Here is a 25120-nt window from a genome sequence, read left to right as displayed (position 1 = left end):
GCGCAGGACTCCCGCGTAGCGGGGCAAAGCCTGAGAGCGGTGGGGGGCAGGAAGCGCCTTCGGCGGACCCTTGCGCTGGGCCCCGGCTCGCATTCCGCTTTCGCGGCATGCGTCCGGGGCGCGAGGGCGGTGAGGGCCGCCCCCCCCCCCCCCCCCGCGGTTCTCAGGCCGGAGACAGACCCCTCCCTCCGCTCACATACGCGCGCCAGCCGCCCAGCGCGGTGATCTCCTCCGCCTCTTCCACCGCATGGGCCTCGCAGAGGAAGCCGGGCACTTCCGAGCCGTCCTCCAGCCGCAGCTTGCCCACTCCCAGCGGGGCGGGGATGGCGGCGACGAAGCGGCCGAAGGCGGCGGGGTCCAGCGCCCACACCTCCACCTCCAGCCCCGGCCCGGTGAAGCCGGGGGCGCGCACCACGCCGGGCTTGCGGGGCGTGGTGTCGGGCAGGACGAAGAGGCGATAGTCCGGCGCGGTGCGGCAGCTCTTCACCAGCACGCCGCCGGCACCGGTCAATTCGCCGTTGAGGGGCATTCCCGTGAGGTGCGCGCCCACCACGGCGATGGGCACCACATCCGGCGGGAGAGAGGCGCGAGCGCCGCTGAGCGGGGTCTCGTTGGTCATCTTGGTCCTCACACGGTTTCGAGCACGCAGACCACATCGCCCGAGCGGACGGTGCGGCCCGGCGCGGCGCGGATCTCGCGGACGCGGCCAGCGGCGTGGGCGGTGATGGAAATCTCCATCTTCATGCTCTCGATGATGGCGATGGTGTCGCCTGCAGCGACCACCGCTTCCTCTTCCACCAGCACCTTCCAGACATTGCCCGGCACGTTGGCGGAAACCCCGAAGCAGCCGTCCGGCATCTCGCCCTCGCCGAGCATCCCGGCGCCGTCCTCCACCACGAAACTATCCAGCCCCTCCGCCTTCCAGCGCGCGCGCTCCGCCTCGAAGGCGGCCTGCTGACGAGCCTTGCCGGCGGCGATGGCGCCGGAATTGGCGGCAAGGTTCGCGGCGTAGTCCGCATAGGAGAAGCGGCTGTCCTCGATGCGCACGGGATAGGCGCCGTGCGGGAAGGCGGCGCGCGCCTCCATGAGTTCCTGATGGGAGACGTAGAAGAAGCGGATCTCGTCGAAGAAGCGCAGCAGCCACGGGTTGTCTTTGAACGCAGGCGTGCGCCGCCAGGTGTTCCACATCTGGATGGTGCGGCCGAACAGCTGGTAGCCGCCCGGCCCCTCCATGCCATAGATGCACATGTAGGCACCGCCGATGCCCACCGCGTTTTCCGGCGTCCAGGTGCGGGCCGGGTTGTATTTGGTGGTGACGAGGCGGTGGCGCGGATCGATGGGGGTGGCGACCGGCGCACCGAGATAGACATCGCCGAGGCCGAGCACCTGATAACTGGCGCCGAAGATGATGTCCTTCACCGCCTGCTCGTTCTCGAGCCCGTTGATGCGGCGGATGAACTCGATGTTGTCCGGGCACCACGGCGCGTTGGGCCGCACCAGCTCCTGATACTTGCGCATGGCGAGTTCCGCCTGCGGGTCGTTCCAGGACAGCGGCAGGTGGACGATGCGGCTCGGCACCACCACGTCCTCAGCCGCCGGCAGGCCTTTCTCGATCTCCGCGAGGGCATCGAGCAGCTTGGTGCGGGGCAGGCTCGCGCCGTCATAATGGATCTGGAGCGAGCGGATGCCGGGGGTGAGGTCGATGAGGCCCGGCAGCTTCGCCTGCTGCACCGCCTCGGCCATCAGATGCGCGCGCAGGCGCAGGGCGACATCGAGATGCATGTCGCCGAACTCGACCAGCAGATTGTCGTCGCCCTGCCGGCGGTAGACCACGCGCACCGGTCCATCCTCGTGGATGGCGAGGATGGGGGAGGCGGTCTCCTCCGGCGCGCCGATGATAGCCGGGCCGGCGATGGGGTCTTCCGGCCGGGGCAGGGGGAGGAAGCGCACGCGGTCGCCGGGCTTCAGCTGGCCCATCTTCCACTGCTCATCCCGCGCGATCACCGCCGGGCAGACGAAGCCGCCCAGCGAGGGGCCGTCCGGACCGAGGATGATGGGCATGTCGCCGGTGAAATCGATGGCGCCGATGGCATAGGCGTTGTCGTGGAGGTTCGAGGGGTGGAGCCCCGCCTCTCCGCCGTCCGTGCGCGCCCAGCGGGGCGTCGGCCCCATGAGGCGGACGCCGGTGCGGGCGCTGTTGAAATGCACCTCGTAGGTGGCCGAGAACAGGTCCGCGATGTCGTCCGGCTGGAAGAAGTCCGGCGCGCCGTGGGGGCCGTAGAGCACGCCGATCTGCCAGTCGCGGGTGAGCGGGGCGGGGGCGGGTACCTCGGCAGCGGGCGCCGTGGGGCGTGCGGCGGCGGGGGCAAGGTGCAGCGCATCGCCGGCCTTCAGCGTGCCGGTGGCATGGCCGCCGAACTGGCCCAGCGCGAAGGTCGCCCGCGAGCCCAGCACCACCGGCGCCTGGAAGGCCCCGGCCACCGCCAGATAGGCCCGTTGGCCGGCACCCTCGATGGTGCCGATGGCGAGCATCTGGCCCGCCTTCACCGGGAAGGCCGCATCGTGCGGCACCGGCGCGCCGTCGAGCTTGGCCGGCATCAGGGCGCCGGAGAGCGCGACGGTGGCATCGTCATGGAAGCGCAGGGTGGGGCCGTTGACGGTCATTTCCAGCGCGCAGGCGGTCTCGGCATTGCCCACGAGGGCATTGGCGCGGCGGAAGGAGTGTTCGTCCATGGGGCCGGAGGGCGGCACGCCCACGTGCCACAAATTCAGCCGCCCCGGCAGTTCCTGAAGGCTGGACTGGGCGCCGGGCACGACCACTTCCACGCTGGTGGGGCGGAAGGCGAAGTCCTTCAGCGCGGTGGTCGCCACCTTGCCGGAGGCGAGGAGGTCGGACGCGGCGATGGCGGTGAGATACTGAAGGTTCGTCTCGATGCCGCAGATGGAGGTCTCGGCGAGCGCCTTTTGCAACGCCGCGATGGCGCCGGGGCGGTCGTCCGCTTTGACGATCACCTTGGCGAGCATGGGATCGTAAAAGGGCGTCACCTCCGTGCCGGTCTCGATCCAGCCGTCGATGCGCGCCCACGCGGGGAATTTCACCTCGGTGAGGAGGCCGGCGGAGGGCTGGAAATTGGCGTGGGGGATTTCCGCATAGACGCGCACCTCCATGGCCGCGCCCTTTGGGGAGAGCGGGCCGGCGGAAGCGATGGGGTCTTCGCCGGCCGCCTGCCGGATCATCCATGCCACGAGATCGATGCCGAACACCGCCTCGGTGACGGGGTGCTCCACCTGCAGGCGGGTGTTCACTTCGAGGAAATAGAACTCCTGCCGCGCCGGGTCGTAGATGAATTCCACCGTGCCGGCGCTCTCATACTTCACGCTCTCGCCGAGCTGGACGGCGGCGGCGTGCAGGCGTGCGCGCACAATGTCGGAGAGGAGGGGGGCGGGGGTTTCCTCCACCACCTTCTGGTTCCGCCGCTGGAGCGAGCAGTCGCGCTCGCCCAGCGCCACGACCTTGCCCTTGCCGTCGCCGAAGATCTGCACTTCCACATGGCGCGCCTCGGAGACGAAACGCTCCAGATAGACGCGGGCATCGCCGAAGGAGGCGCGGGCCGTGCGCTGGACGCGCTCGAACACGTCCTTCAGCTCGTCCGGCGTGTGGCAGAGCTGCATGCCGATGCCGCCGCCGCCGGCGGTGGATTTCAGCATCACCGGATAGGTGATGGCCTCGGCCGCAGCGAGGGCAGCCTCGGCGCTGTCGAGCAGGTCGGTGCCGGGCAGCAGGGGCACGCCGCTCGCCTTGGCCAGCTCGCGCGCTGTGTGCTTGAGGCCGAAGGCTTCCAGATGCTCCGGCTTCGGGCCGATGAAGGCGATGCCCTCCTCCGCGAGGCGCTTGGCGAAGCGAACGTTCTCCGACAGGAAGCCGTAGCCGGGATGCACGGCCTGCGCCCCCGTCGCCTTGCAGGCGGCGATGACGGCATCGACGTTCAGATAGCTCTCGGCGGCCGGGGCGGGGCCGAGACGCACCGCCTCGTCGGCCTCCAGCACGCCGCGGGTGAAGCGGTCGGCATCCGAATGCACGGCCACGGACCTGATGCCCATGGCCCGCGCGGTGCGGATCACCCGCCGCGCGATCTCGCCGCGGTTGGCGATGAGGATTTTCGAGAACATCTCAATCCTCCGCGCCGAACACGAGCACCTGAATGGGCGTCGGGTTGAAGCCGTTGCAGGGATTGTTGATCTGCGGGCAGTTGGAGATGACGAGGAGCACATCCATCTCCGCGCGCAGCTCCACATAGTCGCCGGGGCCGGAAATGCCGTCCACGATGGCGAGTTCGCCCGTAGGCTCCACCGGCACGTTCATGAAGAAGTTGATGTTGGGCACGATGTCCCGCTTCGTCATGCCGTGCTTCGCCACTTCGAGCACGAAATTCTCGCGGCAGGCGTGCAGATAATTCACCTGATGGCCGAAGCGCACCGTGTTCGCCTCGCACGAGCACGCGCCCGCCGAGGTGTCGTGCCGGCCGCAGGTGTCGGCCGTCACGGTCAGCATCACATTGCCTTCGGTGGAGATGAGCTTGGTGCCGGTGGAGACATAGGCCGAGCCCTGCACGCGCAGCGTATCTTGCGAGGAATAGCGCTCGGCGAAGTCATCGGCCTTGTAGAACAAAGTATCGACAGCCTGCTGGCCTTCCAGATCGACGATGCGCACGCTCTCGCCGGCCTTCACGAGGCAGGAGAAGGGGGCGTTGGCGGGGACGAAGTAATCGCGCAGGGCAGAAGACGCATCGCGGACGGGAGAAGCAAAGAACCGGGTCATGTCGTCCTCCCTCAGCGCGCGTTGTTCTCGAAGCCGCGGACGGCCTCGATGGTGGCGGTGCGGCACAGATCGTCCGCGGCGGGGGCGGGCGGCTGGTGGCGGATGGCCTCCACCGGGGGCGGGGCGTAGTCCGGCGCCGGGTCCATGGGATGCGGGCAGTTGGAGAGGGCGACGATGAGGTCCATCTCCGCGCGCAAATCCACGAAATCGCCGGTCTGGCGGGCATCGTCGATCCAGCGGAACGCGCCGTCCGCATCCGTGCGCACGGGAGCGAAGAAGGTCAAGGCGGGTGGAATGTCCCGCTTGTCGAGGCCGAGCTTCAGCGCCTCCAGAATGAAGTTGTCGCGCGTGTTGCGCAGCACTTTCTCGCCGTAGCGGGCGCGGTTGGAGGCGGGGGTGGAGCCGCCCACCAGCGCATCGTGCATGCCGGTGGTGTCCTCGATGAGGGAGAACATCACCCGCCCCATGTCGGAGAACAGCACGCGGCCCTTCCCGAGGGCGGAGGTCCACTGCACCTTCACCGTGTCCGCATAGTTCAGCCGCTCGGAGGCGTCCGCCGCCGACCACGCGATCATGGAGACCGCCGCCGGCCCGTGCGCCAGATGGATGCGCAGGGCCTCGCCCGCCTTCAGCGGCGTGGACCAGTACCAGCCGCCGGGAATGGTCTCCGTGTGCAGCACCGCGCCGGGCATGATGGACGCCGAGCCGCGCAGGGTGGGGCCGGGCAGGGCCTTGGGGGCGTGCTGCTGGCCGGCCGCCTTCAGCTCCTCATAGCGGCGCTTGTTCTCTTCGATGAACTTCTGGGTTTCGACGCTGACGGTCATGGCTGTCTCCTCAAGCCGTCTTCAGCGCCGGGTCGTCCCGGCCGGTGCCCGAGGAAATGGCCGGGTCGTCCCGGCCGGGGGCGGTGGATTTGAGCTTCAGCTGGCCCGCGATCCTCTTGGGCCAGACCTCGATGTCCTTGGCGATGGTGGCGCCGTAGCGGGCCTTTTCCTCCGGCCGGTTGCGGCGGCGCTCGAAGGCGATGATGCGGGTGGCGAGGGTGAAGGCCTCCTTGAGGTCGTGGGTCACCATCACCACCGTCATCTCGCAGGTGTTCCACAGCTTCAGCATGAGCTGGTGGATGTCGGCGCGGATGCCGGGATCGAGCGCGCCGAACGGCTCGTCCAAGAGCAGGATCTTGGGCTTGCGCATGATGGCCTGCGCCAGCGCGAGGCGCTGCTGCATGCCGCCGGAGAGGGCGGCGGGATATTTGTCCTCGGCTCCCTTGAGGCCCACCTCCTCGATGAGGGCGCGGGCCTCGTCCTGCGCCTGCCGGCGGCGGGCGCCGAACAGGCGGCCGGTGAGGGGCGCTTCCGCCATCTCGGCGGAGAGCAGCACGTTGCCCAGCACGGTCAGATGCGGGAACACCGAGTAGCGCTGGAAGACGACGCCCCGGTCGGCACCCGGCTCGCGGGCGATGGGCTGGCCCTCGATCAGCACCTCGCCCCGCGTCGCGGTCTCCTCGGAGAGCAGGATGCGCAGGAAGGTGGTCTTGCCGCAGCCGGAGGGGCCGACGAGGGCGATGAAGGAGCGCGGCGCGAATTCGAGGCTGATGTCCTCGAGCACGATCTGCTCGCCATATTCCTTCCAGAGATGGCGCACGGAAATGGCGGTCATTTCGCGCCTCCGAACCAAGGGAAGAGGGCGCGGCGGGCGCGGGCGAGGCCGAAATCCATGGCCACCGCGATGAGCGTGATCCAGGCCACGTAAGGCAGGATCACATCCATGGCGAGATAGCGCCGCACCAGGAAGATGCGATAGCCGAGGCCCGAATCCGAGGCGATGGCTTCCGCCGCGATGAGGAAGAGGAAGGCCGGGCCGAGGGAGAGGCGCAGGCCGTCCATCAGGCGGGGCAATATCTGTGGCAGCACCACCCGCACCATCATCTGCCAGGTGGACGCGCCGAGCGTCTGCGCCTTGATCATCTGCTCGCGCGGCAGCTCCTCCACCCGCATGGCGAGGTCGCGCACCAGATAGGGCGTGATGCCGATGGTGATGAGGGCGATCTTGGATTCCTCGCCCAGCCCCATGACGATGAACAGGATGGGCAGGAGCGCCAGCGGCGGCACCATGGACACCATGGCGACGAACGGCGCCAGCAGCGCCCGCACGAGGGGCAGCATCCCCACCAGCACGCCGATGACGAGGGCGATGATTGTGGCGATGGCCAGCGCCGAGAGCAGCCGCTCCATGCTGGCGAACGTGTCGGTCCACAGCAGGTAGTCGCCGGTGCGGGCATCGGCGGTGAAGGCCATCTTCACGATGGCATTGCCGAGGGAGGGCAGGCTCGGCAGCAGCTTGTCGTCCGGGTTCTCCGCAAGGCGCTGCGCCGAGCCGAGGATGTAGGCGAGAACGACCAGGGCGAACGGGAGGACGGCAAGGAACAGCGCCGTTCCCCGATCCGGCCTGACATTGATGAGGCGCATCAGCGCTGCTCCTGAAGGGTGGGAAGACGGCGGGGCGGAGGGATGGCCGCCCGGCCTGGAGACGGACCCTCCGGTCAAGCCGGCGGGCGACGTGTGGGGAATTGCTCGTGTTGCTCCCCGCCGGGCTCCCTCTCCCCTTGCGGGAGAGGGTTGGGGTGAGGGGTGTGGTGCCGCGAGAACCGGCTTCGGCACCTGCGGAGCGATCCCTACCCCTCACCCCCGGCCCCTCTCCCGCAAGGGGAGAGGGGTGGAAAGCCTCACAGCTTCCCGTCGGCGACCATCGCCATCCAGGTGTCGGTGAAGCGCAGCTTCACGTTCTTGGCGTCGCCCAGCACCTTGCCGCCGGGCAGCTCGATGCCGATGGCGTCGGCAGACTTGGCGCCGGAGCCGAGCAGCTCCTTCTCGAACAGGAACTTGCGCACGCGGTCCATGGTGGTGCCCACATCCGGCGAGCGGACGAAGGCCACCGCCTCGGGCGCCTTGGCGAAGAGGCGGGTGGCGGCGAGCTGGCTGTCGAAGCCGGCGAGGTCGGTGCCGGAGGCCTTGCCCATGGCCTCGCGCGCCGCCTTGCCTTCCGGCGTGTCGGCGGTGAAGAGGGTGGTCGTGTCGTACCAGATGCCCACCAGCGCCTTGGCGAAGTCCGGATTGTCCTTCAGCACGGCGGTGTTGGCGACGAGGAGGTCCATGATCTCGCCGGGGATCTTGGAGCTGTCGAACACCGCGTGGGCGTTCTTGTCGGTGAGGATTTCCGACACCAGCGGGTTCCAGGTGACGACCGCCGTGACCGCCTTGGTCTTGTAGGCGGCGACCATGTCGGCATCCGAGGTGTTCACCACCTTCACGTCGCGCTCCTTGAGCTTGATGCTCTCAAGCGCGCGGGCGAGCAGATAGTGGGAGACCGAGAATTCGACGAGGTTGACCTTCTGGCCCTTGATGGCGGCGAGGTCCTTCTTGCCCTTCAGGATCACGGCGTCATTGCCGTTGGAGAAGTCGCCCACGATGACGGCGGTGGTGTCCACGCCGCCGGCGGCGGGCACGGAGAGGGCATCCATGTTGGTCACGGTGAGGGCATCGAAGGCGCCGGCCGTGTACTGGTTGATGCTCTCCACATAATCGTTGAACTGCACCACATCGATCTTGATGCCGTACTTGTCGGCCCACTTCTTCACGATGCCGGTGTCGTTGGCGTAGCCCCAGGGCATCCAGCCCACATAGATCGACCAGGCGACCTTGAATTCCTTCTTCGGCGCGGCTTCGGCCGGGCCGGCGCCGAGCGCGAGGCCGGCGACCGAGGCGAGGCCGAAAGCCCCCGCGAGCGCGGATTTCAGACGATGAAGTTTGGACGAAACCGGAGTGCGCATTCAAATTCCCCTTCGCTTCGACGAATTGGGAATTGGCGAGACCAGTGCCGCCAATTCCTTGGCCACTGAGGTCTCCCGGGCTTTTATCCCGCCGTGCACCCGCGCCGGATGTCTCCCGTCGCGGTGGCAGCTCTCGGACCAGCGCATCTTTTGGATGCCGGAACCCTAGCCACCAACTCGACATCTCTAAAAGCAACCCGCGTGCCAAGCCGTCGCGCATTTGTTTTCAACGGCTTGCCAGAATCGCCCGGCAAAGGCCTGCGCCTCGGCTGGGCATTTGCGGCCGAAATTTTGTGCAGATGCGTCGGTTCTGATGCGCATTGCATACACGCGAAGGCTCGCCATCCGCGGCGCCCCGCGCCATTCTCCGGGGGCAGGGAGGCGGGAGATGCTGGACCGGCGCGCATTTCTGAAGGGAGCCCTCGCGGCGGGGATGCTGGCCCGCCCGGCCTTCGCCGCGGGCTATCCGCGCCTGCCGTTCGAGGCGCTGCAGCAGATGGCGGACGCCGAGGTGGCGAATGCCCGTGCGCAGCATGGGGCCCGGCTCGCGGTGGTGCTGGGCGTGGTCAATCCGCGCGGCAACGGCCAGCTCTTCCTCGCCGCCGCGCCGGACCTCACCCATCCCGGCGGGCGGCCCCTGACGCTCCATGGCGGAACGCCGTTCGCCATCGGCTCCATCTCCAAGGTGTTCACCGCCTGCCTGCATTATCAGGCGCATGGGCCGTTCAAGGGTAATCTCGGCGACTGGCTCGCCCCGCGCGCGCTCTCGCCGGGCCTCGCGCGCATTCCGCTCGCCGATATCGCGCGCTACCAGTCCGGCCTGGCGCAGGACAATCAGGGCGGGGTGCATCCGCCCGGCGTGATGGCGAGCTTCGGAACGATGTTCCCCTATCTCGCGACGCTCCAGCCGCCGTTCCCGCCGGGAAGCTGCTACTCCTATTCCAACCTCAGCTGGTCGCTGCTGGCGCTGGCCGGATCAGGCGCGGGGCAGGGCGGCATGGGAGAGGCCGCCGAGCGCTACGAGCGTGCGCTGAAGGCCTACGCCGCCGGCATGGGCATGTCGGCCACCGGCATCTTCCGGCCCGGGATGAAGCCCCGCCTGCCCATCGGCTACCGGAAAAACTGGCAGCCTCTGCCGCCGCGCGCGGACTATGCGCCCACCCGCCTCACCGGCGTCGGCGCGGGCGGCATCGTCTCCACCGGCACCGACATGCTGGCCTTCCTCAGGACCAGCATGGGCCATGGCGACGGCGGCATGGAGAGCCCGGCCCTCGCCTACCAGCAGGGCAACATCTCCTCCTCCCCCCGCTGCGGCGGCGGGAAGGCGCCGCGCACGGCCTATGGCTGGATCATGCATGACGTGACCGATGCCTCCGGCCCCCTCGCCCTCGTCACCAAGGACGGGGCGGTGGCGGGCTTCACGGCATGGATGGGCTTCCTCGCCTGGCAGGGCACGGACGCGCCGTCGCCCTTCGGCGTGTTCTCGCTGGTCAACGGGCCAGGCGCCGCCGGCCTCGGGCTTCGGGCCATGCGGCGCATCCTTGTCGCGTGACGCTTGCCGCGTGAGGCTCGCCAATCGTCTCGGCCTCAGGTAATCGCCATGGGGAAACCGGAGGCGGGATGATGCGGGGATTGGTGGGGCTGGCGGCGGCGGTGGTCGTGTTCGCGGCGCTCTACGTGACGGGCGCGCTGCTGGCGCCTGTTGTCTTCGCGCTGTTCGTCATCGCCGTGGTGCATCCGCTGCTGGCGCGGCTGGAGGCGAAGCTGCCCAAGATGGTGGCCGTGCTGGGCACGCTCCTCATCACGCTGGCGGTGGTGGGGGCGGTGTCCTCGGTGGTGGTGTGGGGCTTCAGCCATGTGGCCGCCTGGGTGTTCCAGAACGCCGCCCGCTTCCAGACGCTCTATGGCCAGGCGGCGGTCTGGCTGGAAGGCCACGGCTTCGTGCTGGCGGGCCTGTGGGCCGAGCATTTCGACGTGCGCTGGCTGCTGCGCCTGTTCCAGGACCTGTCCGGCCGCCTGCAGGGCATGGCGAGCTTCCTCGTCTTCACCTTCATCTACGTGCTGCTGGGCCTGCTCGAAGTGGACGCCATGAAGAGCCAGGTCAAGCGCCTCTCCCGCTCCGGCCGCGCGCCCTTCCTCGCCCCGGCGCTCGCCGACATCGCCCGCAAGATGCAGACCTACATGGCGGTGCGCACGCTCATGAGCATCGCCACCGGCGCGGTGGTGTGGGCCTTCACCCTCACCGCCGGGCTGGAACTGGCGCTGGCCTGGGGCGCCATCGCCTTCGCGCTGAACTACATCCCCTTCATCGGCCCGTTCGTGGCGACGCTGCTGCCCACGCTCTTCGCCCTTGCCCAGTTCGAGAGCTGGGAGATGGCGGTGTTCGTGTTCGTGTGCCTCAACATCATCCAGTTCCTGTCGGGCAGCTATCTGGAGCCGCGCCTCGCCGGGAAGGCGCTGTCGGTGTCGCCGGTGCTGGTGCTGCTGGCGGTGTTCTTCTTCGCTTTCCTGTGGGGCATTGCCGGCGCCTTCATCGGCGTGCCGATCCTGATCGCCGGCCTCACCTTGTGCGCCCACCATCCCGACACGCGCTTCGTGGCGGAGCTGTTCTCCGGCCGGGTGGCGACCGAGGAGGCGGGGCAGGCGTGACCTTTCGGGGGGGCGCCGGGGCAGGGGAGGCGCGGGGTGTCCTAGGGCTGCCGGAAGCGCGCGCGGATGCGGCGCTCCAGCTCGTCGCGCACGTTCCGGTAGGCCTCCAGCCGCTGCTCACGGTTGCCGCCTTCGCCGGTGGGGTCGGGGGTGGGCCAGTATTCCACCTTGAGGGCGTTGGTGCGGGTCAGCTCCAGCGCGCGGTGGTGGGCGTCGGGCGATAGCGAGATGGCGAGGTCGAAATTGAGCCCCTCGTATTCCTCGAGGTCTTCGACGCTCTGCGGCCGGTGCTTCTTCACGTCGAGGCCGATCTCGTCCATCACCGCCGTGACGAAGGGGTCGGGATCACCCGCGATCACCCCGGCCGAGCCCACATAGATGGATTTGCCGAACAGATGCCGGGCGAGCGCGGACGCCATCACCGAGCGCACCACGTTCTGCCCGCACATGAAGAGAACCGATTGCGGCCGCGCTGAGCGCTGGGACGCCGCAGGGGGCTCCATCGCCGGTCAGCCTTTCCAGTGCAGGGCGCAGACGAGGGTGAACAGGCGGCGGGCGGTGTCGAAATCCACCACCACCTTGCCGCTGAGGCGTTCCTGAAGCAGCGTCGATCCCTCGTTGTGAAGGCCGCGCCGGCCCATGTCGATGGCCTCGATCTGGCTCGGCGAGGCGGTGCGGATGGCGTTGTAATAGCTCTCGCAGATCAGGAAATAGTCCTTCACCACCTTGCGCAGGGGGGTCAGGGAGAGATGGTGCTGCACCACCTGCTCGCCGCTCTCGCGCTTGATGTCCAGCACGAGACGGTTGTCGGCCAGCGAGATGAAGAGCTGGTAGGGGCCCTCGCCGGGATCGCCGCAGGGCATGAAGCTGTTGTCTTCGATGAGGTCCCAGATGGCCGTGGCGCGCTCGTGCTCGATGTCCGGGCTGCCGCCGTGGCCGATGGAGGCTTCGTCGAGGGTCACGGCGCTGAGCCGGGCCGAGGGCTTTGTCTCCGCCTTGTTGCTCATCGCTATTTCCCCGTCATCTGTTGGTGCGGATGGAGACGGACCGCCCGTGCGCGTCGAGCCGCTCCACGGCGGCAAGGCGCACGGCGGCCGGCCCGAGCTTTTCCAGCGCGTCGGCGTCGAGCTTGAGGATCGACGTGCGCTTCATGAAGTCCAGCACGCCGAGGCCGGAGGAGAAGCGGGCCGAGCGGGCGGTGGGGAGCACGTGGTTGGTGCCGCCCACATAGTCGCCGATGGCTTCCGGGGTCCAGGCGCCGATGAAGATGGCGCCGGCGTGCCGCACCTGCGCGGCCAGCGCATCAGCATTCGCCGCATGGATTTCCAGATGCTCGGGCGCGATGCGGTCCACCAGCGGGATGGCGTCGGCGAGGCTGTCCACCAGGAAGATGGCGCCATGGTCGCGCCAGGAGGCGGAGGCGATCTCGGCGCGCGGCAGGGTGGCGAGCATCCCCTCCACCGCCTTCTCCACCCGATCCGCCAGCTCCGGCGAGGAGGTGATGAGGATGGATTGCGCGGCGGTGTCGTGCTCCGCCTGGGCGAGGAGGTCGGCGGCGATGAAGTCCGCGCTGGCGTCGCCATCGGCGAGGATCAGCACCTCGGAGGGGCCGGCCACCATGTCGATGCCGACCTTGCCGAACACCTGCCGCTTGGCCGCCGCGACGAAGGCGTTGCCGGGGCCGACGATCTTGTCCACCGGCCGGATGGTTTCCGTGCCATAGGCCAGCGCGGCCACCGCCTGGGCCCCGCCCACGCGATAGACCTCGTGCACGCCGGCCAGCCGCGCGGCCGCGAGCACCAGCGGCGCGATCACGCCGTCCGGGGCTGGCACCACCATGACGATGCGCGGCACGCCGGCCACCTGCGCGGGCACCGCATTCATGAGCACGGAGGAGGGATAGGCCGCGGTGCCGCCGGGCACGTAGAGGCCCACCGCATCCACGCTGGTCCAGCGATGGCCGAGGGTGACGCCGGCCGCGTCCACATAGGTCTCGTCCGCCGGCTTCTGGCGGGCGTGGTGCGATTCGATGCGGGCCTTGGCGAATTCCAGCGCCGCGCGGGTCTCGTCCGGGATGGAGGCGAGCGCGGCGTCCAGCTCGGCGTCGCTCACCTTGATGCCCAGCGCGTCGAGGTCCACCCGGTCGAAGGTGCGGGAGAGGTCCACCAGCGCCCGGTCGCCGCGGGCGCGGACGTCGGCGATGATGGCGGACACCTTGTCCTGCACGTCCACGGACGCCTCGCGCTTGGAGCCGAGGAATTCGATGAAGCGCTCGGGAAAGTCGGGCTGGCTGATGGTGAGGCGGATCGGCATGCCGCCTTGCTAGAGCAGGTTCGCGCGCGAGGGAAGCCCCAAGCGGTGCGGCAGCCTTTGCCGCGCAACCGCCCGCCGTCCGCGCCGGCCTTGAACGTCAGGCGCCCGAGGGGTTGACGCTGGCGAACGCCTCCTGCGGCCAGAGCGGGCGGGCGAACAGGTAGCCCTGTCCCAGCTCGCAGCCCTCGCTCAACAGGAAATCGGCCTCCTCGCGGGTTTCGACGCCCTCGGCGACGGTGGTCAGCTCCAGCGCCCGGCCGAGGCTGAGCATGGAGGCGATGATCTTGCAGCTCTGGGCCTCTGTGGCGATGCGCCGCGTGAAGGAGCGGTCGATCTTGATCTTGTCGATGGGCAGCTCGTTGAGGTGGCGCAGGCTGGAGAAGCCGGTGCCGAAATCGTCGAGGGAGATGCGCACCCCCGCCTCCTTGAGCGCGACCAGCGTCTTGCGGGCCGCCTCGAAGTCCGCCAGCAGGCCCGTCTCGGTGATTTCCAGCTCGATCTGCCCCGGCGGGATGTTCATCTCCTCCAGAAGGGCCAGGGTGCGGTCCGGCAGGTGCGGGTCCACCAGTTGAACCGGAGACAGGTTCACGGCCACCGTCCGCGGCGTTTTCCAGGTGGCGAGGTCATCGCCCGCCCGGCGCAGCATGGCGGTGAAGAGCGGGTCGATGAGGCCCTCGTCCTCGGCGATGGGGATGAACTCGGCGGGGCCGAGGAGGCCGCGCGTGGGGTGCTGCCAGCGCGCCAGCGCCTCGAACCCCACCGTCTCGCCCGTCTTGAGGCAGACCACGGGCTGGTACTGGGCCACGATCTCGCCGGCCTCGAGGCCGTGCCGGAACTCGGTTTCCAGGCTCCGGCGCTCCCGGCCGCGGGCGTCGAGGCCGGAATCGTAGAGCGCATAGCAGTCCTTGCCCGCCGCCTTGGCCTGCCGCAGCGCCTTTTCCGCCGATTGCAGGAGCACCGTCGCCGACGATCCGTCGCGCGGATACTTGCTGATGCCGATGCTGGCGGTGATGTCCACCTGGGTACCGTTGCAGTCGAACGGCTCGCGCAGCCGCGACAGGATGCGGCTCGCCAGCCGGAACAGCTCTTCGGTCTCGTCCGACCCCATGGGGAACAGGATGGCGAACTCGCCGCTGCCGAGCCGGGCGACCATGCCGCCCCGGTGCGGCACCGAGACCAGCCGCGCCGCCAGCTGGCGCAGGAGATCGTCGCCGGCGCCATGCCCGTGTGTCTCGTTGACCGAACGCAGCAGGTCCACATCGACCACGAGGAGGGCGAGGCGCGAGCTTTTGTGCCAGGCTTCTTTCAGCTCGCGGCCGAATTCCGACTGGAATTGCAGGCGGTTGGCGATGCCGGTCAGGCCGTCGAAGGCGGAGGCGTCGTCCACCAGCTTCAGGGTTTCGCGCTGCTGGACGATGAGCTTGCGCAGCTCACTTTCGCGGACGATCAGGATCGCGATGAGCGCGCCGGTCGCAACGATCCACGCGGCGAACAGCTCATCGAGATGCCAGGCGTCATGCGCCTCGCCGATGAAAAAGACGGAGTGGATGAGATCGGCCTGCAGGATCGCGACAAAGACTGCGATGGCCGTTACTATGATACTTCCGTAGATCAGGATCCAACGCCGCGGCAATGTCGAAACCGACGCTGTATTGAAAGATCGAAACGACATGGCGGCGCGAACTGCAATCCTCTGCCGGGGGGGAATCCGGCCCTCTAACCGATTTTTGCGACGTTATTACGTCCGGAAAGAAGGATCGGATCCGCTCTGCCATGCGGACGCGTCCCAAACGGGCGATTCAGATTGCGATACAACGCGGAAAGGCCGCCGGATAGGGGCGGCCTCGGGCGGTCGCGATCCTGGTTAATGGGCGGCGTTCAGCCCTGCCCGGCGCTCCCGCCGACGCCGGCGGGGGGCACGGCAACTTCCGGATGCTTGGGGGCATGGGTGCACCCCCATGCGGGGCCGAGATCGCGCAGGCCCGCCTCGATGCACTCGACTTCGAGCCGCACCTCGGCGCCGCCGGAGAAGGTGAGATAGACGAAGCCCGAGGGCAGGTCGCCGGGCATGAAGGTGACGGCGAGCAGATTGAGCACGCCGGTGCGCTGCCCCTCCTCCATGCCGCGGCACTTCACGTCGCGCACCCGCTCGAAATGCAGGCCGGTGCGGCGGCGGACCGTCTCGTTGGCGACGACCTTCTGGTCCCAGTCGAAGCGGTTCAGCACCAGGGCGAAGCGCTGCAGCCGGGGCAGGAAGCCCATGTCCACCATCTTCACCACCGCATCCTGCAGATGGGCGGAAAAAATGGCGAGGTCTTCCTCGTCGAGGGCGATGAGCTTCAGGTTTTCCATGGCGATGCAGCCTCTTTTGGGCGTGAACCGCAGATAGCGACGCCACCCGCCCGCCGCAAGGGGTTGGGGGGATGAAGGTGGTCCCGTGGCGGGACGAAGCGCAACCCCACCGTGCCATCCCGGGGCTGCGGGCTCCAGGCTCTCCACCGTCATCGCCCGGCTTGTCCGGGCGATGACGGTTAATACCTCCCCTCCGCTGGCGCTGCATGCGTCCGGGACGCGAGAGCTGTTCCCCACGCCTCCGGCGTCCCGGCTTTGCCGGCAAGGCTTTGCCCTGTAGGTTCGCCGCGCGATGGGGGAGACGGGGAATGGGGGCGTTCGGGTTCATGTGGCGGGGGACGAAGCGCACGGTGAAAATCCTGGCGCTGCTGATCTTCGCCGTGGTCGCCACCATCTTCGTGGTGCGGGCGGTGGATTCCCAGCGCGGCCCGCCGCTGGAGCGCTGGCACACCTACCATCCCCCGGAGATGAGCCGCAGCGCCATGGCGAGCGCGGACCTTGCCGCCTACATGGCCGCCGAGGACAAGGCCTTCGCCGGCGTGAAGGCCAATGTGACCGACAAGGTGGACCCGGAGGACCGCGTCCGCTTCAACCGCTATTTCGCCGCCAGCCCCATCTATCCGCCGAGCTTCGCGCAGGATTTCAACCGCACCTACGTGCTTCAGCCGAAAGGCGAGCCGGCCGGAGCGGCGGTGTTCCTGCACGGGCTTACCGATTCGCCCTACAGCCACCGCCATCTGGCGCGGCTCTATGCGGACCATGGCTTCATCGCCATCGTGCTGCGCCTGCCCGGCCACGGCACGGTGCCGGGGTCGCTGACCGAGATCGGCCACGAGGACTGGATCGCCGCCACCCGCCTCGCCATGCGCGAGGCCCGCAAGCGGGTGGGGCCGGGCAAACCGGTGCATATCGTCGGCTATTCCAACGGTGGCGCGCTGGCGCTGATGCACGCGCTCGACGCGCTGGACGATCCCAGCCTCGTGGCGCCGTCGCGCATCGTGCTCATGTCGCCCATGGTGGGGGTGACGGAATTCGCCCGCTTCGCCGGCCTCGCGGGCCTGCCGGCCATCTTCCCGGCCTTCGCCAAGGCGGCGTGGCTGAACATCACGCCCGAGTTCAACCCCTTCAAGTACAATTCATTCCCGGTCCACGCCGCGCGCGAATCCTTCCAACTGACGCAGGTGCTTCAGGCCAATATCGAGCGCCATTCCCGCGCCGGCCGCCTCACCGGGCTGGCGCCGGTGCTCACCTTCCAGTCGGTGCTGGACCATACGGTGAGCGCGCGGGCGGTGATCGAGCAGTTGCACGCCCGGCTGGAGGACAACGGCAGCGAGCTGGTGCTGGTCGATATCAACCGCTCGGGTCAGTTCGAGGATCTGCTGAACCGACGGGCCGATACCGCCATCTCGTCTTTGCTGCCGCCGGCCCCCCGCCGCTTCCGCACCGCCGTCATCGGCAATGCGGCGCCCGGCTCGTCCGCCACCGTGGTGCGGGAGACGCTGGCGGATGCGACGGAGGAGACGGTGCGGCCGCTCTCCGCCCTCTATCCGGACGATGTCTATTCCCTCTCCCACGTGGCGGTGCCCTTCCCCCTGTCGGACGGGCTCTATGGACTCGATCCCGACCCGGCGGAAAAGTTTGGCATCCGCCTCGGCGACATCGCCGCGCGCGGGGAATATGGGGCGCTGGTGGTGGGCGTGGAGATGCTGGTGCGCATGTCCTCCAACCCCTTCTTCCCCTATCTGGAAGAGCGCGTCGCCGCCGGCCTGCCCCCCGCGCGGGGGCCGTAAGGGCGGCGCGCCCGACATCCCGGCTTGTCTGGCGCGCGCGGCTCTGCAAGGGTGCCGCCACGTCAGACGAATAACGTCAGAACCATCACGTCAGAACCATCCAACGGGGACTCCACCGCCATGGGTTTCAAGGGACTTCTCGCCTCCACCGCGCTCCTCGGCACCCTCGCACTGTCCGGCGCGGCCGCCGCCGATCCGGTGAAGGTGGGGCTGGTCTCGACCCTCTCCGGCCCCTCCGCCGTGCTCGGCCAGCACATGCGCGACGGCTTCCTGCTGGCGGTGAAGGAGCTGGGTGGCAAGCTCGGCGGCCAGCCGACCGAGGTGGTGGTCGTCGATGACGAGCTGAAGCCGGACATCGCCGTGCAGAAGGTGAAGGGCCTCCTGGAGCGCGACAAGGTGGACTTCGTCGCCGGTGTGGTCTTCTCCAACGTGATGGGCGCGGTGGCGAAACCCGTCACCGCCAACGAGACCTTCCTGATCTCCGGCAATGCCGGCCCCTCCACCATCGCCGGCGCGGGGTGCAGCCCCTTCTTCTTCTCCGCCTCCTACCAGAACGACCAGAACCACGAGGTTCTCGGCAAGTATGCGCAGGACAAGGGGTTCAAGAAGGTGGTGCTGATCGCCCCCAACTATCAGGCGGGCAAGGATTCGCTCGCCGGCTTCAAGCGCTATTACAAGGGCGAGGTGGCGGACGAGATCTACACCCAGCTCGGCCAGCTCGATTTCTCCGCCGAGCTCGCCAAGATCGCCGCGGCCAAGCCCGATGCGGTGTTCACCTTCATGCCCGGCGGCATGGGCGTGAACCTCGTGAAGCAGTACCGGCAGGCGGGCCTTGCCGACACCACGCCCTTCCTCTCCGCCTTCACCGTGGACGAGACGACCCTGCCCGCCACCGGCGAGGCGGCGCTCGGCTTCTATTCCGGCGCGGCCTGGGCGCCGGACCTCGACACCCCGGCCAACAAGGCCTTCGTCGCCGCCTTCGAGAAGGAATACGGCTACATCCCCGCGCTCTACGCCGCGCAGGGCTATGACGCGGCCAAGCTCATCGACAGCGCGCTGAAGGCCACCGGCGGCAAGACCGCCGACAAGGCCGCCGTGCGCGCGGCGCTGAAGAAGGCGGACTTTTCGAGCGTGCGCGGCAACTTCAAGTTCAACACCAACCAGTTCCCCATCCAGGACTTCTACCTCGTGAAGGTGGGCAAGCGGCCGGACGGGAAGGTGGAGACCATGGTGCAGGAGAAGGTCTTCTCCAACTATGGCGACGCCTACGCGGAAAAGTGCGAGATGAAGTGAGGATGCTCACTTCATCTCGCACCCCGGCCGACTGACGCGCGAGCGGAAGGAGAGCCGGGGTCCAGCGCAACGGTTCGCCGCAGGCGGCGTGCCCTGAGGCTGGGACGGCTTTCGCCGGCTTCGCCGACCTTTTCCCTGGCCCCCGGATCAGCGCTCCACCTGCGGTGTCGCTTGTCCGGGGAACGAAATTCTGATGAGTCACCGTCATGCCCGGCCTTGTGCCGGGCATCCACGTGGTAAGGCCGGGAACGGTCCTGCCGCATTGGCGCGTGCGGGTCGACGTGGATGGCCGGGACAAGCCCGGCCATGACGGCGGCTTGGGTGCGTAACACTCTTCCTTTGTCCACCCGCGCGATCCATGACCCTCACCCTCTTCCTCGTCCAGATGCTCAACGGGCTCCAGCTCGGCATCCTGCTGTTCCTGGTGGCGGCGGGGCTGACGCTGGTGTTCGGGGTGATGGATGTCATCAATCTCGCCCACGGCGTGCAATACATGCTGGGCGCCTACCTGATGGTGACGGCCACCGCCCTCACCGGCAGCTTCTGGCTGGGCCTGCCGCTGGCGCTCGCCGCCGCGCTGGTGCTGGGGCTGCTGCTGGAGCGCCTCGTCATCCGCCAGCTCTATGGGCGGGACCATCTCGATCAGGTGCTGGCCACCTTCGGCATCATCCTGTTCGTGAGCGAGGCGGTGCGCATGGTGTGGGGCTCGGCGCCCCTCGCCATCCCCATGCCGCAGGCGCTGTCGGGTTCGGTGCGGCTGATGGACGGGCTGAACTATCCCGTCTACCGCCTCGTCCTCATTGGCGCGGGGCTTGGCGTGGCGGGCCTGCTCTATGTCCTCGTCACCCGCACGCGGGCGGGGATGCTGCTGCGCGCGGGGGCCACCAACGCGCCCATGGTGTCGGCGCTGGGGGTGGACATCAATGCCCTGTTCGCCCGCATCTTCGCCTTCGGTGCCATGCTGGCGGCCTTTGCCGGCGCCATGGCGGGGCCGATCCTCTCGGTGGAGCCGGGCATGGGGGACAATCTCCTCATCCTCGCCTTCGTGGTCATCGTCATCGGCGGCATCGGCTCCATGCGCGGGGCGTTCGTGGCGGCGCTCTTGGTGGGGCTCATCGACACCCTCGGCCGCTCCTTCCTCACCGACATCCTGAAGCTCGTCCTGTCCGCCTCCGCCGCCAGCGCGGCCGGGCCGGCGCTCGCCTCCATGAGCGTTTATGTGCTGATGGCGGCCATCCTCTTCTTCCGCCCGCGCGGCCTGTTTCCGGCGCCGGCATGAGGCGGTTCCTCCTCGCCTTCGTCCTGTTCGCGGCGCTCGCCGCCGTGCCGGCCTTCGCCGATACCGCGATGCTGACGCTCGTGGCGCGGGCCATGATCTTCGCGCTGGCCGCCACCAGCCTCGGCTTCATCCTGGGGCAGGGCGGGCTCGTCTCCTTCGGCCATGCGGCCACCATGGGCATCGGCGCCTATGCGGTGGGCATCCTGATGGAGGAGGGGGTGCGCGACGCCCTCGTCTCCTTCCCCCTGGCCATGGCGGCGGCCGGCCTGTTCGCCCTCGTGACGGGGGCGATCTCGCTGCGCACGCGCGGCGTCTATTTCATCATGATTACTTTGGCCTTCGGGCAGATGGCCTTCTTCGTCACCCAGAGCCTGTCGGCCTATGGCGGCGACGATGGCCTGACGCTGGCCGCCCGCTCCACCGTGGCGGGGATGCGCTGGCTGAAAGACCCGAAGACGTTCCATTATGTGGTGCTGGGGCTCCTCGCGTTCACCGTCCTTGTCTCGACCATGCTGGCGCGCTCCCCCTTCGGCCGGGTGCTGGCGGCAGGACGGGACAATGAGCGGCGGCTGCGCGCGCTGGGGGTGGACCCCTATGCCTACCGCCTCGTCGCTTATGTCATCGCCGGCGCGTTCGCCGGGCTCGCGGGCGCGCTCTATGCCAATCTCACCGAGTTCGTGAGCCCGGCCTATCTCTCCTGGCACCGCTCGGCGGAATTCATCGTGATGGTGGTGGCGGGCGGGCCGGGAAGCGCCCTCGGCCCGGTGCTCGGCGCGCTGGGCGTGGTGCTGCTGGAGGATGGGCTTGCCCATCTCACCGAGCATTGGCGCATCATCTTCGGCCCGCTCTTGGTGCTGCTCGTGCTGGCGCGCGGTGGCATTGCCACCCTGCTCGGGGGGCGGCGCGATGGCTGAAGCGCTGCTCCACATCGCCGGCCTCGCCAAGGCCTATGGCGCGCTGCATGTGACGGCCGGGGTGGACCTCGCGGTGTTGCCCGGCGAGATCCACGCCCTCATCGGCCCCAACGGCGCCGGTAAGACGACCCTCGTCGGCCAGATCGCCGGCGAGGTGATGCCCGACGCTGGCACGATCCGCTTCGACGGGGCGGACATCACCCGCCTGCCCGTTCATAAAAGGGCGCGGCTGGGGCTCGCGCGGGCGTTCCAGATCACCTCCATCTTTCCCCGCTTCACCGCGCTGGAGCACGCCGCGCTGGCCGTGATGGCGGCGCGCGGGCGCACCTTCCGCCTGCTGCGCCCCGCGTCCTCCGACCGCGCGGCGCGGGAGGAGGCGGCTGGCCTCCTCGATGAAGTGGGCCTTGCCGCCCGCGCCGAGGTGGCGGCGGCCGCCCTGAGCCATGGCGAGAAGCGGGCGCTGGAACTCGCCATGGCGCTCGCCGCCCGCCCGCGCCTGATGCTGCTGGACGAGCCCATGGCCGGCACCGGCCCGGCGGAATCCGCCGCCATGGTGGCGCTTCTCACCCGCCTCAAGGGCCGCTGCGCCATCCTCTTGGTGGAGCACGACATGGACGCGGTGTTTCGCCTCGCTGACCGCATCAGCGTGCTGGTCAACGGGCGCATCATCGCCTGCGGCACGCCCGATGCCGTGCGCGCCGATGCGGCCGTGAAGGCCGCCTATCTCGGGGACGGCGCATGAGCGCGACGCTCCTCACCATCACCGGCCTCACCGCCGGCTATGGTGGCACGCCCGCCTTGTTCGGCGTGGACCTATCCGTGCCCATGGGCGGCGCGCTGGCGCTGGTGGGCCGCAACGGCATGGGCAAGACCACCACCCTGCGCGCCCTCATGGGCCTTCTGCCGCCCAGCGGCGGCACGCTGACCTTCGACGGCGTGGCCTTGCGCGGGTTGAAGCCGCACAGGATCGCCCGCCTCGGCCTCGGCCTCGTACCCGAGGGGCGGCAGATTTTCCCCACGCTGACGGTGGAGGAAAACCTCGTCGCCACCGCCACCCCCGGCCGCTCCGGCCTGCCGCCGTGGACGCTGGAGCGCGTCTATGGGCTGTTCCCGCGCCTCGCCGAGCGGCGCCGCAATTACGGCAACCGCCTCTCCGGCGGCGAGCAGCAGATGCTCGCCATCGGCCGCGCGCTGATGACCAATCCGCGCCTGCTCATTCTGGATGAGGCCACCGAGGGCCTCGCCCCGCTTATCCGCGCGGAGATCTGGGCGGTGCTGTCGGTGCTGAAGGGGGAGGGGCTCTCCCTCATCGTCGTGGACAAGCACGTCTCGGCGCTGGCCGGGGTGTGCGATCAGGTGGCAGTGATGGAGAAGGGGAGGGTGGTGCATTCCGGGCCAGCCGCGGATTTTGCGGGGGATGCCGAGTTGGTGGGGCGGTTTCTGGGGGTGTGACCATCCCGAGAACACCCGTTCCCCGGACAAGCGACGGCGAAGCCGGAGCGCCGATCCGGGGGCCAGGGGAAGATTCCCGCGAAGCGGGGCAATGCCTTCGAGCGCCGGGATCATGAAGCGCCTTCGGCGGACCTTTGTGCTGGGCCCCGGCTCGCATTCCGCTGGCGCTGCATGCGTCCGGGGCGCGAGGCTTGTCCTATGCGCGTGTCACCGCCCGGCAGCAGCCGAGTTCAGGGAGGCCAGGGCGCCCAAACGAAAACGGCAGGCCGAAGCCTGCCGTTTGATCCTGAAGGCGTGCGCCGCTCAGTTGTCGAGGAACGAGCGCAGCTTGCGCGAGCGGCTCGGGTGCTTGAGCTTGCGCAGGGCCTTGGCCTCGATCTGGCGGATACGCTCGCGCGTCACGGAGAATTGCTGGCCGACTTCCTCCAGCGTGTGGTCCGTGTTCATGCCGATGCCGAAGCGCATGCGAAGCACGCGCTCCTCGCGGGGGGTGAGGGAGGCCAGCACCCGGGTCGTCGTCTCGCGCAGATTGCTCTGGATCGCGGCGTCGATGGGCAGGATGGCGTTCTTGTCCTCGATGAAGTCGCCGAGGTGCGAATCCTCCTCGTCGCCGATGGGCGTTTCGAGGGAGATGGGCTCCTTGGCGATCTTCAGCACCTTGCGCACCTTCTCCAGCGGCATGCCGAGCTTCTCGGCCAGCTCCTCCGGAGTGGGCTCGCGGCCGATCTCGTGCAGCATCTGCCGCGAGGTGCGGACGATCTTGTTGATCGTCTCGATCATGTGGACCGGGATGCGGATGGTCCGCGCCTGGTCGGCGATCGAGCGGGTGATGGCCTGCCGGATCCACCACGTGGCGTAGGTGGAGAACTTGTAGCCGCGGCGGTACTCGAACTTGTCCACCGCCTTCATCAGGCCGATGTTGCCCTCTTGGATGAGGTCCAGGAACTGCAGGCCGCGGTTGGTGTATTTCTTGGCGATGGAGATGACGAGGCGCAGGTTCGCCTCCACCATTTCCTTCTTCGCTTGGCGGGCTTCCTTCTCGCCCTTCTGCACCATCTGCACGATCTTGCGGAACTCGGCGATCTCCAGCCCGGTCTCGGTGGCCAGCGCGTGGATGTCGCCGCGGATCTCGTGGATGGTGTCCTTCTCGTGCGCGACGAAGCCCTTCCAGCCCCGCGTGCCGAGCTTGGAGATGCGCAGCACCCACTTGGGGTCCAGCTCCGCGCCCATGTAGTTCTTCAGGAAGTCGTCGCGGGAGACGCCGTAGCTGTCGGCGAGACGCAGCAGGCGGCCCTCGTAGCCCACGAGGCGCTTGTTGATCTCGTAGAGCTGCTCCACCAGCGCGTCGATGCGCGCCTGATTGAGCGACAGGCTCTTCACGTCGCCGACCAGCTCTTCCTTGAGCTTCTTCGCCTTGCGCTCCTGCGCGGGCGAGAGGGTCTCGTTCTTGAGCTTGGACTCGACGTTCTGGTCCTGCAGGCGGCGCAGCTTGGTGTAGCTGGAATGGATGCGGTCGAAGGTCTCCACCACCTTCGGCTTGATCTCCGCCTCCATGGCGGCGAGCGACATGGAATTCTCCATGTCGTCCTCTTCGCCATCGGGGCCGGCGCCGTCGCCGAGCAGGCCGTCCTCGCCCGCCTCGGGGGCAAGGGCGGCTTCCTCGCCGAGGGCCGCGGGCGGGTTCTTGCCCTCGGGGCCGGCATAGGTGGCTTCGAGATCGATGATGTCGCGCAGCAGCACGCGGCCTTCGGTCAGCTCGTCGCGCCAGATGATGATGGCCTGGAACGTGAGGGGGCTCTCGCACAGGCCGGCGATCATGGCCTCGCGGCCGGCCTCGATGCGCTTGGCGATGGCGATTTCGCCCTCGCGGGAGAGCAGCTCCACCGAGCCCATCTCGCGCAGGTACATGCGCACCGGGTCGTCGGTGCGCTCGGCCGGCTCGGACTTGGTCTCGGCGCGGGCGACGGCGCGCGGGGCGGGCTCGGCGAGCTCGCCGCCTTCGGCCTCTTCCGGCTCGTCGGGAGTCTCGGTCTCCTCGCTGCCCTCTTCGGCCTCGGCTTCCTCGGCCTCGATGACATTGATGCCCATGTCATTGAGCATCGCCAGCGTGTCCTCGATCTGCTCGGAGGTGACTTCCTCGGAAGGCATCACCTCGTTGAGCTGCTCGTAGGTCACATAGCCGCGCCGCTTGGCGTTCTTGATCATCTTCCGCACAGCGGCGTCGGACAGGTCGAGCAACGGCCCGTCGGGGGCGTCGGTCTCCTTCTCCGGGGCCTCTGTGGCTTCGGAAGATTGCTTCGCCATCGACTTCTCCTGCTGATCCCGCCGATTTCCAACAGCAGAACGGCGGCGCGGCTCCTCTGCCTCGCCACCTTTTGCCCTTGAACCCGGGAGCGGCCTTTTTGACGCCATCCCGTTAAACCAGCCTGA

At 68.6% G+C, this 25120-nt stretch carries 20 protein-coding genes, 1 pseudogene and 1 riboswitch; of the genes and pseudogenes, 8 read left to right on the top strand and 13 right to left on the bottom strand.

Annotation, left to right across the window (positions count from 1 at the left end; genetic code table 11):
* Window positions 1–163: 163 nt before the first annotated feature.
* From V5F74_RS04700 to V5F74_RS04670, 7 genes and pseudogenes are all read right to left on the bottom strand, one after another.
* A pseudogene (locus tag V5F74_RS04700) lies at window positions 164–565 on the bottom strand (allophanate hydrolase-related protein); the annotation flags it as partial.
* 62 nt (window positions 566–627) lie between these two features.
* Window positions 628–4170: an urea carboxylase gene (gene uca / locus V5F74_RS04695; protein ID WP_394006540.1), complete on the bottom strand. Its 3543-nt coding sequence runs from the start codon at window positions 4168–4170 to the stop codon at window positions 628–630.
* 1 nt (window position 4171) lies between these two features.
* Entirely contained in the window at window positions 4172–4819 is a 648-nt protein-coding gene (locus V5F74_RS04690) for an urea amidolyase associated protein UAAP2 (protein WP_394006538.1), read from the bottom strand.
* Window positions 4820–4830: 11 nt separating this feature from the next.
* Complete coding sequence (locus V5F74_RS04685) at window positions 4831–5643, bottom strand: urea amidolyase associated protein UAAP1 (protein ID WP_394006536.1); 813 nt, start codon at window positions 5641–5643, stop codon at window positions 4831–4833.
* A 10-nt stretch (window positions 5644–5653) separates the two neighbouring features.
* On the bottom strand, window positions 5654–6478 hold the full coding sequence (locus V5F74_RS04680; protein WP_374250760.1) for an ABC transporter ATP-binding protein: 825 nt from the start codon (window positions 6476–6478) through the stop codon (window positions 5654–5656).
* The gene (locus V5F74_RS04675) at window positions 6475–7287 is read right to left on the bottom strand and encodes an ABC transporter permease (protein WP_374250761.1); all 813 of its coding nucleotides are present in this window, start codon (window positions 7285–7287) and stop codon (window positions 6475–6477) included. The genes V5F74_RS04680 and V5F74_RS04675 overlap by 4 nt, the downstream gene beginning before the upstream one ends.
* A gap of 257 nt (window positions 7288–7544) precedes the next feature.
* A complete protein-coding gene (locus tag V5F74_RS04670; RefSeq protein ID WP_394006533.1) occupies window positions 7545–8648 on the bottom strand; it encodes a putative urea ABC transporter substrate-binding protein in 1104 nt (367 codons plus the stop codon).
* A 70-nt stretch (window positions 8649–8718) separates the two neighbouring features.
* Window positions 8719–8828: riboswitch (guanidine-I (ykkC/yxkD leader) on the bottom strand.
* A gap of 208 nt (window positions 8829–9036) precedes the next feature.
* Here V5F74_RS04670 and V5F74_RS04665 point away from each other — a divergent pair.
* Both V5F74_RS04665 and V5F74_RS04660 read left to right on the top strand, forming a co-directional pair.
* Complete coding sequence (locus tag V5F74_RS04665) at window positions 9037–10200, top strand: serine hydrolase domain-containing protein (protein ID WP_394006532.1); 1164 nt, start codon at window positions 9037–9039, stop codon at window positions 10198–10200.
* A gap of 68 nt (window positions 10201–10268) precedes the next feature.
* A complete protein-coding gene (locus V5F74_RS04660) occupies window positions 10269–11297 on the top strand; it encodes an AI-2E family transporter (protein ID WP_394006530.1) in 1029 nt (342 codons plus the stop codon).
* 41 nt (window positions 11298–11338) lie between these two features.
* On the opposite strand, the gene V5F74_RS04655 is transcribed toward V5F74_RS04660, so the two are convergent.
* From V5F74_RS04655 to V5F74_RS04635, 5 genes are all read right to left on the bottom strand, one after another.
* Window positions 11339–11800, bottom strand: coding sequence for an arsenate-mycothiol transferase ArsC (locus tag V5F74_RS04655; protein WP_024279953.1), 462 nt, complete (start codon window positions 11798–11800; stop codon window positions 11339–11341).
* A gap of 6 nt (window positions 11801–11806) precedes the next feature.
* Window positions 11807–12304, bottom strand: coding sequence for a UPF0262 family protein (locus V5F74_RS04650; protein ID WP_394006528.1), 498 nt, complete (start codon window positions 12302–12304; stop codon window positions 11807–11809).
* 13 nt (window positions 12305–12317) lie between these two features.
* Complete coding sequence (hisD, locus tag V5F74_RS04645) at window positions 12318–13610, bottom strand: histidinol dehydrogenase (protein WP_394006526.1); 1293 nt, start codon at window positions 13608–13610, stop codon at window positions 12318–12320.
* Between the two features lie 97 nt (window positions 13611–13707).
* Complete coding sequence (locus tag V5F74_RS04640) at window positions 13708–15243, bottom strand: putative bifunctional diguanylate cyclase/phosphodiesterase (RefSeq protein WP_394006524.1); 1536 nt, start codon at window positions 15241–15243, stop codon at window positions 13708–13710.
* Between the two features lie 245 nt (window positions 15244–15488).
* Window positions 15489–15962, bottom strand: coding sequence for a DUF2948 family protein (locus V5F74_RS04635; protein WP_394006522.1), 474 nt, complete (start codon window positions 15960–15962; stop codon window positions 15489–15491).
* Window positions 15963–16270: 308 nt separating this feature from the next.
* Between V5F74_RS04635 and V5F74_RS04630 the strand changes: the two genes are divergently transcribed.
* The 6 genes from V5F74_RS04630 (at window position 16271) to V5F74_RS04605 (ending at window position 22690) form a co-directional block, all read left to right on the top strand.
* A complete protein-coding gene (locus V5F74_RS04630) occupies window positions 16271–17752 on the top strand; it encodes an alpha/beta hydrolase (protein ID WP_394006520.1) in 1482 nt (493 codons plus the stop codon).
* Between the two features lie 120 nt (window positions 17753–17872).
* Entirely contained in the window at window positions 17873–19045 is a 1173-nt protein-coding gene (locus tag V5F74_RS04625) for an ABC transporter substrate-binding protein (RefSeq protein WP_029557658.1), read from the top strand.
* Window positions 19046–19403: 358 nt separating this feature from the next.
* Window positions 19404–20324, top strand: a complete 921-nt coding sequence (locus V5F74_RS04620; RefSeq protein WP_168458894.1) for a branched-chain amino acid ABC transporter permease — start codon at window positions 19404–19406, stop codon at window positions 20322–20324.
* Window positions 20321–21238: a branched-chain amino acid ABC transporter permease gene (locus V5F74_RS04615; protein ID WP_394006517.1), complete on the top strand. Its 918-nt coding sequence runs from the start codon at window positions 20321–20323 to the stop codon at window positions 21236–21238. Before V5F74_RS04620 ends, V5F74_RS04615 begins: the two co-directional genes overlap by 4 nt.
* Window positions 21231–21980 carry an ABC transporter ATP-binding protein gene (locus tag V5F74_RS04610; protein WP_394006515.1) on the top strand — a complete coding sequence of 250 codons (750 nt, stop codon included), beginning with the start codon at window positions 21231–21233 and terminating at the stop codon, window positions 21978–21980. The genes V5F74_RS04615 and V5F74_RS04610 overlap by 8 nt, the downstream gene beginning before the upstream one ends.
* Entirely contained in the window at window positions 21977–22690 is a 714-nt protein-coding gene (locus V5F74_RS04605; protein ID WP_394006513.1) for an ABC transporter ATP-binding protein, read from the top strand. Before V5F74_RS04610 ends, V5F74_RS04605 begins: the two co-directional genes overlap by 4 nt.
* Before the next feature lie 303 nt (window positions 22691–22993).
* On the opposite strand, the gene rpoD is transcribed toward V5F74_RS04605, so the two are convergent.
* A complete protein-coding gene (gene rpoD, locus V5F74_RS04600; protein WP_029557662.1) occupies window positions 22994–24994 on the bottom strand; it encodes an RNA polymerase sigma factor RpoD in 2001 nt (666 codons plus the stop codon).
* Between the last annotated feature and the right edge of the window lie 126 nt (window positions 24995–25120).

The sequence above is a fragment of the Xanthobacter aminoxidans genome (assembly GCF_043193615.1).
GTDB classification, from domain to species: Bacteria; Pseudomonadota; Alphaproteobacteria; order Rhizobiales; family Xanthobacteraceae; genus Xanthobacter; species Xanthobacter aminoxidans.
The sequence above is the reverse complement of the archived record's forward strand: the minus strand, read 5'-3'. Positions and strand labels throughout refer to the sequence as shown.